Annotated in this window: 18 protein-coding genes; 9 read left to right on the top strand and 9 right to left on the bottom strand. The window is 64.6% G+C overall.

The annotated features are described in order from the left end of the window. Positions 1-90 precede the first annotated feature (90 nt). Complete coding sequence (locus AB8841_RS20375; RefSeq protein ID WP_370437622.1) at positions 91-1,038, bottom strand: aldo/keto reductase; 948 nt, start codon at positions 1,036-1,038, stop codon at positions 91-93. A gap of 702 nt (positions 1,039-1,740) precedes the next feature. Between AB8841_RS20375 and AB8841_RS20370 the strand changes: the two genes are divergently transcribed. After that, positions 1,741-1,929, top strand: a complete 189-nt coding sequence (locus AB8841_RS20370; protein WP_370437621.1) for a hypothetical protein — start codon at positions 1,741-1,743, stop codon at positions 1,927-1,929. Between the two features lie 328 nt (positions 1,930-2,257). Continuing rightward, positions 2,258-2,605, top strand: coding sequence for an HPF/RaiA family ribosome-associated protein (locus AB8841_RS20365; RefSeq protein ID WP_370437620.1), 348 nt, complete (start codon positions 2,258-2,260; stop codon positions 2,603-2,605). Between the two features lie 42 nt (positions 2,606-2,647). Here AB8841_RS20365 and rnk (AB8841_RS20360) read toward each other — a convergent pair whose 3' ends face one another. Continuing rightward, positions 2,648-3,139: a nucleoside diphosphate kinase regulator gene (gene rnk, locus AB8841_RS20360; RefSeq protein ID WP_370437619.1), complete on the bottom strand. Its 492-nt coding sequence runs from the start codon at positions 3,137-3,139 to the stop codon at positions 2,648-2,650. Positions 3,140-3,666: 527 nt separating this feature from the next. Between rnk (AB8841_RS20360) and AB8841_RS20355 the strand changes: the two genes are divergently transcribed. The 5 genes from AB8841_RS20355 (at position 3,667) to AB8841_RS20335 (ending at position 6,998) form a co-directional block, all read left to right on the top strand. Then, complete coding sequence (locus tag AB8841_RS20355) at positions 3,667-4,173, top strand: PTS sugar transporter subunit IIA (RefSeq protein WP_370437618.1); 507 nt, start codon at positions 3,667-3,669, stop codon at positions 4,171-4,173. A 380-nt stretch (positions 4,174-4,553) separates the two neighbouring features. Continuing rightward, positions 4,554-5,072, top strand: coding sequence for an adenosylmethionine decarboxylase (gene speD / locus AB8841_RS20350; RefSeq protein ID WP_370437617.1), 519 nt, complete (start codon positions 4,554-4,556; stop codon positions 5,070-5,072). Then, the gene (gene speE / locus AB8841_RS20345; protein WP_370437616.1) at positions 5,069-5,947 is read left to right on the top strand and encodes a polyamine aminopropyltransferase; all 879 of its coding nucleotides are present in this window, start codon (positions 5,069-5,071) and stop codon (positions 5,945-5,947) included. Before speD ends, speE begins: the two co-directional genes overlap by 4 nt. 107 nt (positions 5,948-6,054) lie before the next feature. Further along, the gene (locus AB8841_RS20340) at positions 6,055-6,519 is read left to right on the top strand and encodes a RidA family protein (protein ID WP_370437615.1); all 465 of its coding nucleotides are present in this window, start codon (positions 6,055-6,057) and stop codon (positions 6,517-6,519) included. 56 nt (positions 6,520-6,575) lie between these two features. Continuing rightward, complete coding sequence (locus AB8841_RS20335; protein WP_370437614.1) at positions 6,576-6,998, top strand: transcription elongation factor; 423 nt, start codon at positions 6,576-6,578, stop codon at positions 6,996-6,998. A gap of 236 nt (positions 6,999-7,234) precedes the next feature. Here AB8841_RS20335 and rnk (AB8841_RS20330) read toward each other — a convergent pair whose 3' ends face one another. From rnk (AB8841_RS20330) to AB8841_RS20320, 3 genes are all read right to left on the bottom strand, one after another. Beyond that, complete coding sequence (rnk, locus tag AB8841_RS20330; protein ID WP_370437613.1) at positions 7,235-7,672, bottom strand: nucleoside diphosphate kinase regulator; 438 nt, start codon at positions 7,670-7,672, stop codon at positions 7,235-7,237. 33 nt (positions 7,673-7,705) lie between these two features. Next, entirely contained in the window at positions 7,706-8,155 is a 450-nt protein-coding gene (locus AB8841_RS20325; RefSeq protein WP_370437612.1) for a GreA/GreB family elongation factor, read from the bottom strand. Positions 8,156-8,517: 362 nt separating this feature from the next. Then, positions 8,518-9,231 (bottom strand): FadR/GntR family transcriptional regulator, encoded by a 714-nt coding sequence (locus AB8841_RS20320; RefSeq protein WP_370437611.1) that lies wholly within the window; start codon positions 9,229-9,231, stop codon positions 8,518-8,520. Positions 9,232-9,355: 124 nt separating this feature from the next. Between AB8841_RS20320 and AB8841_RS20315 the strand changes: the two genes are divergently transcribed. Both AB8841_RS20315 and AB8841_RS20310 read left to right on the top strand, forming a co-directional pair. Beyond that, positions 9,356-9,508, top strand: a complete 153-nt coding sequence (locus AB8841_RS20315) for a hypothetical protein (RefSeq protein ID WP_370437610.1) — start codon at positions 9,356-9,358, stop codon at positions 9,506-9,508. 90 nt (positions 9,509-9,598) lie between these two features. Then, on the top strand, positions 9,599-10,576 hold the full coding sequence (locus AB8841_RS20310; protein ID WP_370437609.1) for a bile acid:sodium symporter family protein: 978 nt from the start codon (positions 9,599-9,601) through the stop codon (positions 10,574-10,576). 180 nt (positions 10,577-10,756) lie between these two features. On the opposite strand, the gene cydB is transcribed toward AB8841_RS20310, so the two are convergent. The 4 genes from cydB to AB8841_RS20290 all read right to left on the bottom strand — a co-directional run bounded on the left by cydB (position 10,757) and on the right by AB8841_RS20290 (position 14,673). Next, positions 10,757-11,764, bottom strand: a complete 1,008-nt coding sequence (gene cydB / locus AB8841_RS20305; protein WP_370437608.1) for a cytochrome d ubiquinol oxidase subunit II — start codon at positions 11,762-11,764, stop codon at positions 10,757-10,759. 3 nt (positions 11,765-11,767) lie between these two features. Beyond that, complete coding sequence (locus AB8841_RS20300) at positions 11,768-13,306, bottom strand: cytochrome ubiquinol oxidase subunit I (protein ID WP_370437607.1); 1,539 nt, start codon at positions 13,304-13,306, stop codon at positions 11,768-11,770. 1 nt (position 13,307) lies between these two features. Further along, positions 13,308-13,889: a GbsR/MarR family transcriptional regulator gene (locus AB8841_RS20295; protein ID WP_370437606.1), complete on the bottom strand. Its 582-nt coding sequence runs from the start codon at positions 13,887-13,889 to the stop codon at positions 13,308-13,310. Between the two features lie 352 nt (positions 13,890-14,241). Beyond that, on the bottom strand, positions 14,242-14,673 hold the full coding sequence (locus tag AB8841_RS20290) for a DUF983 domain-containing protein (protein ID WP_370437605.1): 432 nt from the start codon (positions 14,671-14,673) through the stop codon (positions 14,242-14,244). Between the last annotated feature and the right edge of the window lie 143 nt (positions 14,674-14,816).

The raw sequence follows: 14,816 nt of genomic DNA, 5'->3' as shown, positions 1-14,816 counted from the left end.
CGGTTCCCACTTTTTGGGTTCGATGCTCCAGGTCTCTGGTCTTGAGCATCTTTCCACGCAAAACCGGTTCCCACTTTTGCGTTCGATGCTCTAGGCGCTGGCCTGGTCGAGCTGTTCGATGTCGCCGGAATCGAGGTGGAGCTTCGTCGATGCCACGAGATCCGACATCTGCTCGAGGCTCGTGGCGCTGGCGATCGGCGCCGTCAGTCCAGGCCGCGCCATCAGCCAAGCCAGGGCGACCTGCGCCAAGCTCGCGCTCTTTCGGGCGGCGACGTCGTCCAGGGCCGCGAGGATGCGCCTGCCGCGTTCGTTCAGATACGCGCTCATTCGACCGCCGCGCGGGCTCTTGCCGAAATCCGCCTCCGAGCGGTACTTGCCCGTCAGGAATCCGCTGGCGAGGCCATAATAGGGAATGACCCCGATCTCCTGGCTTCGGCAAAGCGGCTCCAGCTCGCTCTCGTAACCGGCGCGGTTGTACAGGTTGTATTCCGGCTGGAGGCTTTCATAGCGCGGCAGGCCGTGCTTCGCGCTGGTCTCCAGCGCTTGCCGCAGGCGCTCCGCCGTGAAGTTCGAGGCGCCGATCGCCCGCACCTTGCCGTCCCGGACCAGCTCGGCATAGGCCTCGAGGGTTTCCTGCTGAGGCGTATCCGGATCGTCCCGGTGTGACTGGTAGAGGTCGATGTAGTCCGTCTGCAGCCGCTGGAGCGAGGCTTCGACGGCCGAGCGGATATAGGCTTTGGAGAGCCCTTTCTTCCCGGGCCCCATCTCGGACCCCACCTTGGTGGCGATGATCAGCGAGGACCGGTTCCCGCGAGCCTTCATCCACTTGCCGATGATGGTCTCGGATTCGCCTCCCACGTGGCCGGGAACCCAGGACGAATACACATCCGCCGTGTCGATGAAGTTCAATCCTGCCCCGGCATAGGCGTCGAGGAGCTTGAACGAGGTGGTCTCGTCGGCGGTCCAGCCAAAGACGTTGCCGCCGAGACAGAGAGGCGAAACCATGAGGTCCGAACGGCCGAGCCGACGCTTGTCCATTGAAATATCCTATCGTGAATCTGCTGGTTCCGGGGATGCGAAGCTGTATCCGGAATGCGGGGCGATGCGAACCGACGATATCGATCCGGACGGTGCAGCACTACAGGGTTCGCGCTTGCGTGCTCGGATCTCCGGTTCATATCCCCTGTCGTCTGCCTCCAGCATCGGGTGTGACATCGAACCCACATCGGATGCTGTAAGCCCAAGCTCCCGAGCATCTTTTTCCCGAGCATCTTTTCACGCAAAACCGGTTCCCACTTCCCGCGTTCGATGCTCTAACGCCATGCCGGGAGCTTAGGTCCATGGATGACGCTCGACGGAGGATTGCTCCCGTCATGCCGGCCGCAAGGACCGATCCCCGTGTCCGCCGCTCGAGGCGGGCGCAGGGCACTGGCAAACGGCGTTATCCGGCGCGCTGTCAGCAACCTTGCAGCAACCTTGACTTCGGTGATGACAAAGCCGAGATTAGGCCTGTCATGTCCGAGATCCGTACCATTTCCGCTTTCCGCGCAGGCCGTCTGAAGACGGGAGCCTGAGCCCCGGACTCTTTTGTCCGGGGATGAACGGTACACGGCAGTAGCCCGACCAGCGATAGTCTCTTTCGCATCCGCATCGTGAAGCGATCCGATGCGCGGGTTTGCTTGCGAACACAATCATCGATTCAGCAACGGCGTCTCACGGAGACGGCCGAACGGTGAGGTCATGTCGGTTGTCATTCTTGCGGTCCTTTTCAGCCTAACGCTCGCACAGCTCATCTTCTGGGACAGTCTCGGAGAGACGTTCGGCTTCGCAGCCTCCGTCAGCGTCCTGGGAGTCTGCGCTTCTCTCACGCTCATTCTCGCCGCCCATGTGGCCGCGACACACACGTTCCGTCTCGGCGGAAGGGGATAGGCGCTTTTCCGGGAGGGGGCGACGCGGACGGATGACCGCTGACGCCAATCCTTCTGTGCCGGGCCTCCCTCACGAGACCATCACGGCGAGCATCGGCTCGCGACAGGAGATCATCGATGTTGAAGCCCGTTCGACGGGACGTCTGCGGCATCTGCAAGCGCATTCTGCCAAGAGCCGCGGCACGGTGCCCCTGGTGTTCCTACAGGATCGGTCGGCCGATCGGATCCTACGCATTCCGATTTCCGGACGGCGCCGTCCGGGGACTTCAGACGAGGTGGGTGCCTCGTCTCGAAAACTTCCATGTCGCAATTTCATGAAGGAGATACCCATGAAACAGAATGGCGCACACGCTTCGATCAAGGTCAAAGGGCGCAATATCGATCTCGACGAGGCGCTGCCCTCCAAGGTGCAGGAAGGACTCATGCATGTCGCCGGATCGCATTTCGGGAGCTTGAACCACGCGACGGTCGGGTTCGGGCGCGATGGTCATTCCTATTCGTGCACCATCAATCTGCAGGTCGGAACGCTCAAGATGATGATTGCGGAAGCGGTCGCGGGCGATTGTGATCAAGCCTTCGACCAGGCGCTCGGGAAGATCGGTCGACAGCTCCACCGGAGAAGGCAACGAATGGAGGACCGCTTCAAGGACCAGGCGTCCGTCTCGGCGACTGCGTAAATCCGTTGCAGGGCCGGAGGTTTCCTCCGGCCCTTTGCATTGTCAGGGGATGACGCGACCCGAATTGTCCCGCGCCGACACTGCCGCGTCCTTCATGTCCTTTTGCATCATGTCGCCTTGGGACATGTCTTCCCGTTCGGGCTGATGAACCACCTGGATGACGTGCAAGGTCCGTCGGGCACCGGTGGCGCTGCGCCACGCGAGGGATTGCCCCTCCGCCAATCCGATCAGCGCGGCGCCGAGAGGCGACAAGACGGAGATCCGCCCCAGCCCCGCATCCTCCTCGCCCGGGTAGACCAGCATGGCGCGGCGCACCTGCTCCGTAATGCCGTCGCGGAAGTCGAATACGGAGTGCATGGAGATCACGTTCGAAGGAAGTCGCACCGGATCGACCACGCGTGCCCGCTCCAGTTCGATTGCAAGGATCTGCGCCGAAGGGGGCGCTCTGCGGATCCGCATGCCGGCCGATGCAATGCGCCGGAGATGTGCATGATCGATGGACGTCATCATCGGGACGATGGAAGGCGTAGACACCTCGTTCTCCTAAAACAGATATTGAGTGCCCGGATGAACGCGCGCCTGGACCTTTTCGCGGGTGAGCCGGGGAGATCGGCTCGAACGAGCCGCAATCGTGGAATGCATGAATGCCGACGGGCATGGGCTCCCGGGGCAAGCCAGGAATCTTGCGCCCGGGATCAGCGGCTTGAAGCAAGGAGGGCTATCGGGCGAGCGCTGACGGTATTCGGCATGGTGCTTTCAAGATAGATTGAAAATCCAGTGATTCAAGCCTGAGGTTCCCACGATCGCGTGAACGAGGCGAAGGTCCGCCGCGTGAGGCTCTAAAGGATAGTTTCCAGCCTCTTCTTGAACTTACCTTGCAGAGAAGCGTTGCCGTAATGTCATGAACGCGCTTCTTCTCAACCTGCGAGTGATGTTTCGGTATGGTCTTCTCCAAACGGGCCTGTGAACCCGCGGCGGCACCCCGTCCGAAGCCAAAGCCGATTTCCATATGGGAGCCGAATGGTCCGTCGAACCGGGCCGGCTCGTCGATGGGGGACACCATGATGGCATCTCTGATTTCTCCCGCATGTGTGATTTCGCGCTTGCGAACGCGCGATGTCCCGCATGCCGTCGATGCACTTGCCCGTGTCGCGGCAGCGAAGACGGATCTGGGTTGCGACGCCATCCGCCGCGCTGTCCTGGAGCAATGGGGAGCCTCCACGTTCGGCTTCGGACGCGGCGTCGCGATCCCCCACGCGTCACTTCCCGGGCTTGCGCGGCCGGTCGGAATTTTTGCGCGGCTGAATCCCGGGCACGATTTTGGCGCGGCGGACGGCATACTGGCCGATCTCATGTTCCTGCTGCTGAGCCCTGACGGGAAGGAATCCACCCATCTGCGGGCCCTGGCCTGCGTGGCGCGCCGCCTGCGCGACCGGGAGGTCGCGATGCGGCTCCGGTCCGCGACGGATGCGGAGGCCCTCCATATCGTGCTCACCAGCGATGCATGGCGTGGCGGCAGCACGTCAGCCTTCGACGGCGTCCGGATGCCGAAAACGGCGCCGATTTGACAAACGGAGCGATGTGTACCAGCATCGAACCATCATGTTGAGCTATGCACACTATCGTCGCGGCCTGCTTCGTGCAGGCAATCTCATCGCGGGCAAGTAGCCCCGAACTCGACGTGCATCCGCACCCCGGGTTCGGGGCGCAAGATCCTGCCATTTCACACGGCCTGTAAGCTGGATGCTGGCGCATCGTGCGGCCCTTCGGGTCCGCTCAAACGATGCGCTCCTCGAGGAGGAGCATCCGATTCAATCGCTCGTGCGTCTTCGGCCCGCGTGAGCGCCACGTTCCGCGCTCATCGCGCGGATGCCTGATCCCGCGGTCCGCGTCGACTGCGCCGCTCCCTCTGTTGCAATCGGCAGAAACTCTGCCAACGGAGACATGAATGCCCGAAACCACCCGCCTCAGCGTGATCGCCGCCCCGGACCTGCGCCTGCCCGCGCGCGGCTTCGAGAGCCGTCCGCATCACGCTGACCGGATAAGACCTCTCGCGTCTCTTTCCTCAAAGGCTGCAGCCGCCCGTGACGAGCGCCTCGACCATTTCGTCAGCCGCGACGGACTCCGTTTTGCCGGCACCCACCTGATCGTCGATCTCTGGGACGCCGCGAGCCTGGACGATCTGTCCCTGGTCGAGCAGGCCCTGCGGGATGCCGCCGATCGTGCAGGGGCAACGCTCCTCAACATCGACCTCCATCGCTTCAGCCCGAATGGCGGGATCTCGGGAGTCGCGGTTCTGGCAGAAAGTCATATTTCGATCCATACGTGGCCCGAGGTTTCCTACGCGGCGGTCGATATCTTCATGTGCGGGAATGCCGAGCCGCACAAAGCGATCGATGTTCTGAAGGAGGCGTTCCTGCCCGGAATGGTGACGCTGGCCGAGCACAAGCGGGGAGTGATCCTATGACGTGGTTTCAGGAGAGGCTCTCCGGGCATTACGGGCAGATGCTCAGCATGGACACGGTGCTCTACCATTGGCGGACCGAGTTCCAGGACGTGCTGATCTTCGAGAACGAGGCCTTCGGGAAGGTGCTGGTGCTCGATGGCGCCGTGCAGCTGACGGAACGCGACAACCACATCTACCACGAGATGATCGCTCACGTTCCGCTGATGGCTCACGGCTCGGCGCGGGACGTTCTCATCGTCGGAGGAGGCGACGGCGGCACCCTGAAGGAAGTGCTGAGGCATCCGGTCGAGCGTGTCACGATGGTGGAGGTCGACGGCGAGGTGATCGACCTGTCGCGGCGCTTTCTTCCGATGGTCTCGGGCGGAGCCTTCGACGACCCCCGGGCGACGGTGCTGGTCATGGACGGGACGCGCTACATCCGCGAGACCAGCGAACTGTTCGACGTCATCATCATCGACTCGACGGACCCGATGGGGCCGGGGGAGTCGCTCTTCACGGCGGCGTTCTACGAGGCGTGCAAAAGACGGCTTCGTCCCGGAGGGGTGGTTGTCGTTCAGAGCGGCGCGCCGTTCTTCCAGTCCGAGGAGCTGACGATGGTCTGCGGACGCCTGTCCGGCTCCTTCCCGGGCGTGCGGCCGTATCTCGCGCCGGTCCCGACTTACGCGGGCGGCATGCTCGCCCTCGTCGCGGCGGGAGAGACGCGCGAGGGGCTGCGGCCGTCTTACGGCGTGCTGCAGGACCGTTTCCATCACTTGCAGGGCTCGACGGACTACTACACGCCGGAGGTGCACAGGGCGGCCTTCGCGCTCGCTCCCGCGTTCTCCTCCAGGGTCGAGACGCCGATGAATCCGGGGTTCCTCAAAACGGGGTCCTGAGACCCGGGGCGGGGCGGCAGCTCCGTCCCGGGGCTATTCCTCGTCGCACTCGATCAACCCGGCTTCGCACAGGCTGCATGCATCGCGAAGGCCGCCAGGAGGACATCATGACGACCGTTTCACCAAACGCCGCGACGCCGCTTCGAAGGATCGACCCATCCAAGTGGCCGAGCCCGCACGGCTATTCGCACGCGGTGGCCGGGACGGGGACGTTCGTGTTCCTCGGCAGTCAAATCGCCACCGACAATGCCGGAAGGGTGACCACGATCGGGCTCGTCCCGCAGGCACGCCAGGCCCTGCGGAACGTTCGGACGGTCCTTGCGGAGGCGGGCGGCGCCCCTGAGCACATCGCGCAGATGACCTGGTACGTGCTCGACATCGACCACTACAGGACCCGGCTTCCCGAGATCGGCGTCGTCTATCGGGAAATCATGGGGAGCCACGACCCGGCCATGGCCCTTGTGGAGGTTTCCGGGCTCGTCGATCCCGCCGCGATCGTGGCGATCTCCGCGACGGCGATCCTTCCCGGCGGAAATCCATCGTCGCATCCGGACAGCGGACCCGTTCCGTAGAGCGGCGTGCTCGAGCATCGGACGCGGGACGTGGTTGACGTATCTGGAACGAGTTGATGACGATGAGTGCTTTCCTGCCGCCGATCACACTGACACGGCGCGACCATCAACGGCTCGCGCGGACGGCGGACCGTCTCGCCGGACAGATGCACCCGCTCGCGACGCCGCTTCTGCGCGAATTGCGACGGGCCACGATCTGCGGGCCGGATGAAATCCCCGACGACGTCGCCGTGCTGGACACGTTCGTGACCTACCGGATCGCCGGCGAGGACAGATGTGAAAAGCGCATGCTGATCCACCCGGACGATCACATGTGGCCGCCGGCCGAGTTGTCGGTCCTGACGCCGGTCGGGCTATCCCTGCTCGGGCTGCGCGCCGGCGACAGGATGCCGCTGCTCGGCTCCGATGCGGCGCCCGAGGCCTGCGTCGAGGTCGAGGCGGTCGGGCCCCGCGTGGCCGGAGGCTTCGTGCCGCTTTGACGACAGCATCGAACGCAAAAGTGGGAACCGGTTTTGCGTGAAAAGATGCTCAAGCAAGGAGAGCATCGAACGCGGGAAGTGGGAACCGGTTTTGCGTGAAAAGATGCTCTAGCGAGGAGAGCATCGAACGCGGGAAGTGGGAACCGGTTTCGCGTGAAAAGATGCTCAGGACCGAAATGTCGAAGCATCGGACGCGGGAAGTGGATTTGCACTTTCGGGTCCGATGCGGTGCTGGATCACGTTCGGTCTCGCCACGGTACGACGAATTGTCCGTAGGGCTGATAGAAAACCTGCAGCAGGGTCAGACTGCGCCATCCTTTCGGCGTGCGCCATGCGATCGACTGGCCTTCGCGAAGTCCGATGAGAGCGGCTCCGATGGGAGACAGCACGGAGATCCTGTCCGGCTTTTCGTCCGCCTCGCCTGGATAGACGAGCGTGGCGCAGCAAACGTCCAGGGTCACGTCGTCGCGGAACTCCACGCGCGAATGCATCGTCGCGACGGTGCGCGGAATCGCATGATCCGTCACGATCGTCGCGCGCATCAGTTCACCCGCGAGCATCGCGGCGGCGGGGCGATCGCCCGGATCGTTCGCGCCCACCGTCACGAGCCCGGTGAGACGCTCGTAGTCTCCCGCCGCAATCGTGACGGGTGACAGCTTTCCTTGCCTCATCATGATGTCATCCGCCGATTGTCACACCCATGATTGTCACACCCATGCGAGGCCGCCCGGAGAGCGCGTGACCGTCGAGCCATCGTCCAGGAAACGCAGGCCGATCCCCTCCACGTACACTTCGTGGAGGTGGCCGTCCGTTTCCGCAAACGGCATGCGGTCGCCGACGCGCAGGCCGAGAAGCGCGGTTCCGAGGGGAGACGTGACGGCGATCTCCGCGCCGGGCCAGATCAGGTCTTCCGGATGGACGAGCAGGTGCGCGCGGGTTCTCGGCTCGCCGTCGAGCCGATAGATCACGCGGCAATTCGTGGAGACCACATCCTCGGGCAGGCTTGCCGGATGGCAGACGGTCGCGCGGCGCAGCTCCTTGAGCAGGAAATCGGGGATCCGGCGGTTCTGCTTCTGTCGCATCATCGCCGTGAACAGCAGGCGGTTGTAATCGCTGGTCGCAAGGGTAATCGGCGGAAGATCGTGCTGCACGTTCATGGAAACCTCCTCAGGAGCGGTCCTCCGGCCGGCTGTGCGGTGCGTGCGCTCCGGCGGATCGGGCACAGGAAACGGACCGCCATATGCCCAGCTGCACCGGCGACGGCTCACGGATGGTCTAAGGGAGAATTCATGCCCCCGAGTGCCGGCGACCCGAGGGTCCAGCCGGCCGTCGGGGCCTACCCGCCTGCTTTGAGGCAGCCCGCGTGCGCCATGAAGCGAAGAGGTTTCACGAGCTTGAACATGACACTGATAACATAGCCCCGCTGCCTGCAAATGCAAGGTTCCGGCAGGCTCCGGGCATGGGACTATAGGCTGATCCGATGCTCCCTTCTTCGAGAGAGCGCGTGGATCGCGCACAATCATGCACGCTCGTCGCGGTCCGCGGTCTCGTGCACCATGATCGCCCGTACGGCGCTCAGATGATCGAACATGGCCTGCTGCGCGGCCGCGGGATCCCGCGCGGCAATGGCCTCGACGATGGCCATGTGCATGCGGCCCTGCCGGGCCGCATATTCCTTCTTGCGGGCCCGGCGGAAGGCGAGATCGTGCTGCCGCTGCCAGCGGGCGCGGCCCCGCACGGAAGACAGGACGTCGAGAAACGCGATCAGCAGCGGATTGCCGGTCATCCGCGCGATGGCCTTGTGAAAGGCATCGTCCGCCTGCTCATAGGCCTGCCAGTCTGGCGCGGCGCTGCTCTTGAGCGCGTAGCCGCGGAGCAGGGCGACATCGTCGGCGCTCGCCTGCAACGCCGCTCCGCCCGCGATGGGCGGTTCGATCAGCAGGCGCGCGTCGAGCACGTCGGCGGGTGAGGCCATCTCGGCCAGAACGGATGGGCGGATCGGTTCGTGCGCAGGGCGCGGTCCGACGAAGGTGCCTTGCCCCACATGGCGCCAGATCAGCCCCTCCCTCTCCAGAACGGCGAGCGCGCCGCGCAGGGTCTCCCGGCTGCAGCCGATCCGGGCCGCGAGAACCCGTTCCGGCTCCAGCCGGTCCTGGGGCCGATGGGCCTGCTGTCTCAGATAGGCGCGGAGCCGCCGTGTCGCGGCCTCCGCCGTCAGCCGGGTTCCTGGCATGCTTCCAGACCAATTTATAGACCAATCCAGATCGGCCGTATCTATCAGTCCGGCTCCCGGCGCGAAAGGCCCGGTGGCGCAAGAAACCGCGAGAAAGTCGCAAGAAGCCGGAGGAGATTGTCCGATGAAAGCCACGATGCTCGAAAAGCTGATCGGCGACGAGCCGAGTTCCGACCCGGCGGTCCGCCTCGGCCGCCTGATCGGCACGATCGTGGGGCTCCCGTTGTATCCGATGTTCGTCTGGATCGTCGTCGACGGCTTCTTCCGGACCCTCTGACGCCCGACGCAACCAGGAAGCCGCGCCATCCCGTGGCGCGACGGATCACCACCGGCGGTCCGCCTTCAACGATCCGATTGGAACTCACGAATGCGCAAGATCGACCCGTTTCTTCTGCTCATCATGGCGGCGGTGGCGCTCGCCGCCATGGTCCCGGCCGAGGGAGCGAGCGCCGAGGCTCTGGACACCCTGGGGATCCTCGGGATCGCGCTCCTGTTCTTCGTGCATGGTGCGGCCCTCCCGCGCGAGGTGGTGATTGCGGGACTGGTCCAATGGCGGCTTCACCTCTTCATCTTCGCCATCACGTTTCTGGTGTTCCCCTTGGTCGTGGTGCCGTTCGGCATCCTGCCGCGCGCCTGGCTGCCGGCGGACCTGCTCCTGGGGTTCCTCTATCTCGCGGCTTTGCCGTCGGCGGTGTCGTCCTCGATCGCCTTCACGGCCATGGCGCGCGGCAACGTCCCGGCGGCCATCTGCAGTTCCGCCGCCTCGAATGTCTTCGGACTTCTGCTGACTCCCATTCTGCTGTCGCTGCTCACAAGGAGTTCCGTCGATCAGGGCATGGATCTCGGCACGGCGCTGACCGACGTCGTGGTCCAGCTCCTGCTTCCTTTCGTGGCGGGTCAGATCGCGCGTCCCTGGCTCGCCGGGATCATGGCGCGGCACGAACGCCGGATCGGCCAGCTCGACCAGGCCGTCATTCTGCTGATCGTCTATGCGGCGTTCTCGCAGTCCGTGGTCGACGGCCTGTGGTCGCGGGTCCCGCCGGCATCGGTCGCCCTGACGGCGGTGCTGTGTCTCCTGCTGCTGGCCGTCGTGTTGGCCTTCACGGCCTTCGTCGCGAGGCGCCTGCGCTTCTCCAGGGGAGACGAGATCGCGGCCGTGTTCTGCGGCTCGAAAAAGAGCCTCGCATCCGGCCTGCCGCTGGCGAAGGTGCTGTTCGCGGCCGCTCCGGGCTTCGGGATGATCGTCCTGCCGATCATGTTCTACAACCAGATCCAGATTCTGGTCGGAGCCGTGCTCGCCCGCCGGTACGCATCCGGCGACACCGCCGAGCCTGCTTCTCCCTAGCGCATCGTGCGAGCGGAAAAGTGGGGACTGCGCGGAGATTGTCGCCTCCGCGCGGTCTTCAGCTCAGCCAGAACTTGATGACGAGGCCGACCGCTCCCGTCGTCCCGACGCCGGCCGCCCACAGGCCGATGAACCACAGCCAGCGGCGCAGGGCGGAGTGGGGTTCGCTCGGGCCGCGCATTAATGGTACCCCTCGGGACCGGTCTTGCCGCGGAACACCCAGTAGGAATAGCCGGTATAGGTCAGGATGATCGGAAGCAGCACGCTCGCGCCGACCAGCATGAACGCCAGGCTGGCATGGGGGGCCGCTGCATCATGGATGGTGACGGCGCTCGGCACCACGTGCGGGAACATGCTGATCCCCAGTCCGAGGAGGCAGAGCGCGAACAGGGCGAGGGTCAAAAGGAACGGCCAATACTCCCAGCGTCGCGCAAGGCCCACCAGCAAGGCTCCGGAGCAGAGAGCCACCAGCAGGGGCACCTGCGCGGTGAACAGGACCTGCGGCCAGTCGAACCAGCGCTCGTAATAGGCCGCGCTGAGAAACGGCGTCGAGGCGCTCACCACGCCGATGCAGGCGATCAGCCCGAGAGCGAGCTTGCCGGCGAGGCGATAGCTGTGATCCTGGGCCGCGCCTTCGGTCTTCATCACCAGCCAGGTCGCGCCGAGCAGGGCGTAGCCGATCACGAGGCTGAACCCGACCAGGAGGCTGAAAGGCGTGAGCCAATCCCACCAGCCGCCCGCATAGGCCCGGCCCTCGACCTCGATGCCCTGGAGCAGCGCGCCGAGGGTGATGCCCTGCGCCAGCGTCGCCACGATGGAGCCGGTCGTGAAGGCGAAATCCCAGTACCGCCGATGGCCGGGATCGCGCCAGCGGAACTCGAATGCGACGCCGCGAAAGATCAGGGCCAGGACCATGGCGATGATCGGCGCATAGAGCGCCGGCAGGATGATCGCATAGGCGAGCGGGAAGGCCGCCATGAGGCCGCCGCCGCCCAGGACCAGCCACGTCTCGTTGCCGTCCCAGACCGGGGCGACCGAGTTCATGGCGCTGTCGCGCTCAGGGCCCGGCTCGAAGAACGGGAACAGGATGCCGATGCCGAGGTCGAAACCGTCCATCACCACATAGGCGAAGACGGCAAACGCGATGATGAAGGCCCAGAGGGTCGGAAGATCGAGAAAAGCGGTCATGGTTCAGGTCTCTGCGCCTAGAGCATCGGACCCAAAAGTGGACTCCACTTTTGGGATCGAATCCGATGCTCCCTTCTTGGAGGGGCGCATCGTTTTTGCGAAAAACCGGGGCCACTTTTTCGCACGAGGCGCCAGGGTACGGTTCGGATCGACGGCGGGCGCCGGAGTGATGCCGGCCGCGCGGATCGGGTGATCGGGTCCGGCCTCGGGTCCCGTCTCTCCGTGGTGCGGCGGCTTGCCCATCAGTTTGAGGATGTAGCCGGTGCCCGCGCCGAATACGATGAAGTAGACGACGATGAAGGTCAGCAGCGAGGTCGCGACGGCCGGCGCCTCGAGCGGCGAGGCCGAGGCCGCCGTCTTGAGGAGGCCATAGACCGTGAAGGGCTGGCGGCCGACCTCCGTGGTCACCCAGCCGGCGATGACGGCGACGAAGCCCGAAGGGGCCATCGACAGGGCGAGCCAGTGCAGGGAGCGCCAGTCGTAGAGCCGGCCCCGGACACGGGCCAGGAGGCTCGCCGCTCCCAGGCCGAGCATCAGAAAGCCGAGGCCCACCATGATGCGGAACGACCAGAACACCACCGGCACGTAGGGCCATTCGGCGCGATCGACCGTGTCGAGCCCGTTCAGGGGCGCATTCGGGTCGTGCTTGAGGATGAGCGAGGATGCCTTCGGGATCGCGATGGCGTTGCGGACCGTGCCGGCCTCCTGGTCGGGGATGCCGAACAGGATCAGCGGCGCGCCGTCCGGATGGCTCTCGAAATGGCCCTCCATGGCCATGACCTTGGCCGGTTGATGCTCGAGGGTGTTGAGGCCGTGCATGTCGCCTGCGAGGATCTGGAGCGGGGCGACGAGCGCCACCATTCCCATGGCCATCGAGAACATCACCCGCGCGCCCTTGTTGGCGCGATCGCGTAGGAGATGCCAGGCGCCGACTCCGCCGACCACGAGGGCCGTGGTGAGATAGGCCGCCATGACCGTGTGCACGAGGCGGTACGGGAAGGACGGGTTGAAGATGATCGCCCACCAGTCCTGGGGCACGAACTGCCCGGCCTCGTTCACCAGGTAGCCGACCGGAGTCTGCATCCAGGAATTGGCCGAGAGAATCCAGAAGGCGGAAATGAAGGTGCCGACGGCGACCGCGAGCGTTGCGGCGAAGTGCAGCCTCCGGCCGACGCGGCCCATGCCGAACAGCATGATGCCGAGGAAGCCCGCCTCCAGGAAGAACGCGGTCATGACCTCGTAGGCCATCAGGGGCCCGATGATCGGCCCGGCCTTGTCCGAGAACACCGCCCAGTTGGTGCCGAACTGGTAGGACATGACGATGCCTGACACCACCCCCATGGCGAAGGCGAGCGCAAAGATCTTGAGCCAATACTTGAACAGGTTGAGATAGACCTCGCGCCCGGTCCACAGCCAGAGCCCTTCGAGCACGGCGAGATAGCTCGCCAGACCGATCGAGAACGCCGGGAAGATGAAGTGAAACGAGACCGTGAACGCAAACTGGAAACGCGCGAGGAGAAGCGCGTCGAACTGATCGAACATGTCATTGATCCTTGACGTCGCTGCGGCTCTTCCTGGAGCCCGGAACGACGAAGAGGCGATCCTTGATTTCCAGGATCTTCTGAACCTTCGAGCCCAGCGTCAGGAGCTGGACGAGGCGCTCCGTATCGAGCCGCCGGACGTCGGCGTACCAGCCCGTCAGAAGCTCGAAGAGATCGTGCATCTCGCGCATGCGTTCCTGCGCATGACGCTCCTCCGCGCTTGCGGGCTCCTGCATGAGAACTTCGCGCAGGAGCGTCATGGTCGGGTCGATCTCGCGCTTCTTGCGCTCCTCGACGAGGCTGCGGACGATCTGCCAGATGTCGTCGGGCGTGGAGAAATATTCGCGCCGGTCCCCGGGCTTGTGTTGAAGCCGCACGAGGTTCCAGGCCTGCAGTTCCTTGAGGCCCATGCTCACGTTCGAGCGCGATACGCCGAGACGCTCGACGATGTCCTCGGCGTTCAACGCGTCGGGCGAGACGAACAGCAGGGCATAGATCTGCCCGACGGTCCGGTTGATCCCCCAGCGGGATCCCATCTCGCCGAAGTGGAGCACGAAGGTTTGAACGAGGGGAGGGAGATTCATGACGATTCCGAAATTTCAGTATTTTCTGAAACTTCGGACATGAGGGGACGTAAGTCAAGTGCGGCCCAAGCGCCGTGGCCGGACGTGGAGCTCGGACGCAGCGCCTCGGGTGGTCGGCAGGGTTGTGGTGAGGGATCGGGCTGCGGAGGGTTTTGCCGGCGTCACGGCCCGCCGAGGACATTCGCCTCCCAAATGCCGTCCGCCGCGCATGAGCGTATCGAACGCAAGGGGGGAACCGGTTTCACGTCCGAGCTGCGCGAGCCGGAGTTCCGGCGCATCGGACAGCGCGCCGGATCCGCCGTCGAACGGTCGACGGCGGCCAATCCGCTTGTGAAAGCAGGCGTAGGTCGGCTCAGGTCTCAGACACGGTCCGCCCGGAGGCGGTCTGCTCGTTCCGTGCGGCTGCCGGCGGAACGGCGAAACGGCCTTCCTCGGCCTTGTGGAAGTATTGGCTCGCGACCAGCATGCCCTTGGCGATGCGGATCGGCGGGATGCAGGTCAGCAGCAGGAATGGCCCTGAGGTGAGCAGGTGGACCCAGATGGACGGTTCCCACATGATCTCGATCCAGACGCCGAAGCCCGCCGCCGGAATACCCATGATGATCATGATGAAGAAGGCAGGGCCGTCGGCCGGATCGGCGAAGGAGTAATCCAGGCCGCAGGCCTCGCAGCGCGGGGCGAGTTTGAGGAATCCGTTGAACAGACGGCCCTTGCCGCACCGGGGGCAGCGGCACATGAGGCCGTGCTTGAAAATGGCCTCCCTTGCCGAGGGGTTCATGGTCATGTGGTTTCCTTCAGATCTGCGCCCGGCTCCGGGACGAGTGTCAATGTATGGTTTGACTATCCATACAATGCGCGATAGGTTCCCCTTGTGGGTCGAAGCGTGGAGCTGACGTTGATAGGTTTCCGTCAGGCCACGGCATCCAT

It is taken from the genome of Microvirga sp. TS319, assembly GCF_041276405.1.
GTDB lineage: Bacteria > Pseudomonadota > Alphaproteobacteria > Rhizobiales > Beijerinckiaceae > Microvirga.
This window is presented reverse-complemented; position numbering and strand designations above follow the sequence as displayed.

Coding starts and splice junctions, on each gene's coding strand:
- AB8841_RS20365 (WP_370437620.1), top strand. CDS start 2,258: ATGAAACAGAATGGCGCACACGCTTCGATCAAGGTCAAAGGGCGCAAT.
- rnk (WP_370437613.1), bottom strand. CDS start 7,672: ATGATGAGGCAAGGAAAGCTGTCACCCGTCACGATTGCGGCGGGAGAC.
- AB8841_RS20325 (WP_370437612.1), bottom strand. CDS start 8,155: ATGAACGTGCAGCACGATCTTCCGCCGATTACCCTTGCGACCAGCGAT.
- AB8841_RS20370 (WP_370437621.1), top strand. CDS start 1,741: ATGTCGGTTGTCATTCTTGCGGTCCTTTTCAGCCTAACGCTCGCACAG.
- AB8841_RS20340 (WP_370437615.1), top strand. CDS start 6,055: ATGACGACCGTTTCACCAAACGCCGCGACGCCGCTTCGAAGGATCGAC.
- AB8841_RS20375 (WP_370437622.1), bottom strand. CDS start 1,038: ATGGACAAGCGTCGGCTCGGCCGTTCGGACCTCATGGTTTCGCCTCTC.
- AB8841_RS20315 (WP_370437610.1), top strand. CDS start 9,356: ATGAAAGCCACGATGCTCGAAAAGCTGATCGGCGACGAGCCGAGTTCC.
- AB8841_RS20320 (WP_370437611.1), bottom strand. CDS start 9,231: ATGCCAGGAACCCGGCTGACGGCGGAGGCCGCGACACGGCGGCTCCGC.
- AB8841_RS20300 (WP_370437607.1), bottom strand. CDS start 13,306: ATGTTCGATCAGTTCGACGCGCTTCTCCTCGCGCGTTTCCAGTTTGCG.
- AB8841_RS20335 (WP_370437614.1), top strand. CDS start 6,576: ATGACGATGAGTGCTTTCCTGCCGCCGATCACACTGACACGGCGCGAC.
- cydB (WP_370437608.1), bottom strand. CDS start 11,764: ATGACCGCTTTTCTCGATCTTCCGACCCTCTGGGCCTTCATCATCGCG.
- AB8841_RS20290 (WP_370437605.1), bottom strand. CDS start 14,673: ATGACCATGAACCCCTCGGCAAGGGAGGCCATTTTCAAGCACGGCCTC.
- AB8841_RS20355 (WP_370437618.1), top strand. CDS start 3,667: ATGATGGCATCTCTGATTTCTCCCGCATGTGTGATTTCGCGCTTGCGA.
- AB8841_RS20295 (WP_370437606.1), bottom strand. CDS start 13,889: ATGAATCTCCCTCCCCTCGTTCAAACCTTCGTGCTCCACTTCGGCGAG.
- speD (WP_370437617.1), top strand. CDS start 4,554: ATGCCCGAAACCACCCGCCTCAGCGTGATCGCCGCCCCGGACCTGCGC.
- AB8841_RS20310 (WP_370437609.1), top strand. CDS start 9,599: ATGCGCAAGATCGACCCGTTTCTTCTGCTCATCATGGCGGCGGTGGCG.
- speE (WP_370437616.1), top strand. CDS start 5,069: ATGACGTGGTTTCAGGAGAGGCTCTCCGGGCATTACGGGCAGATGCTC.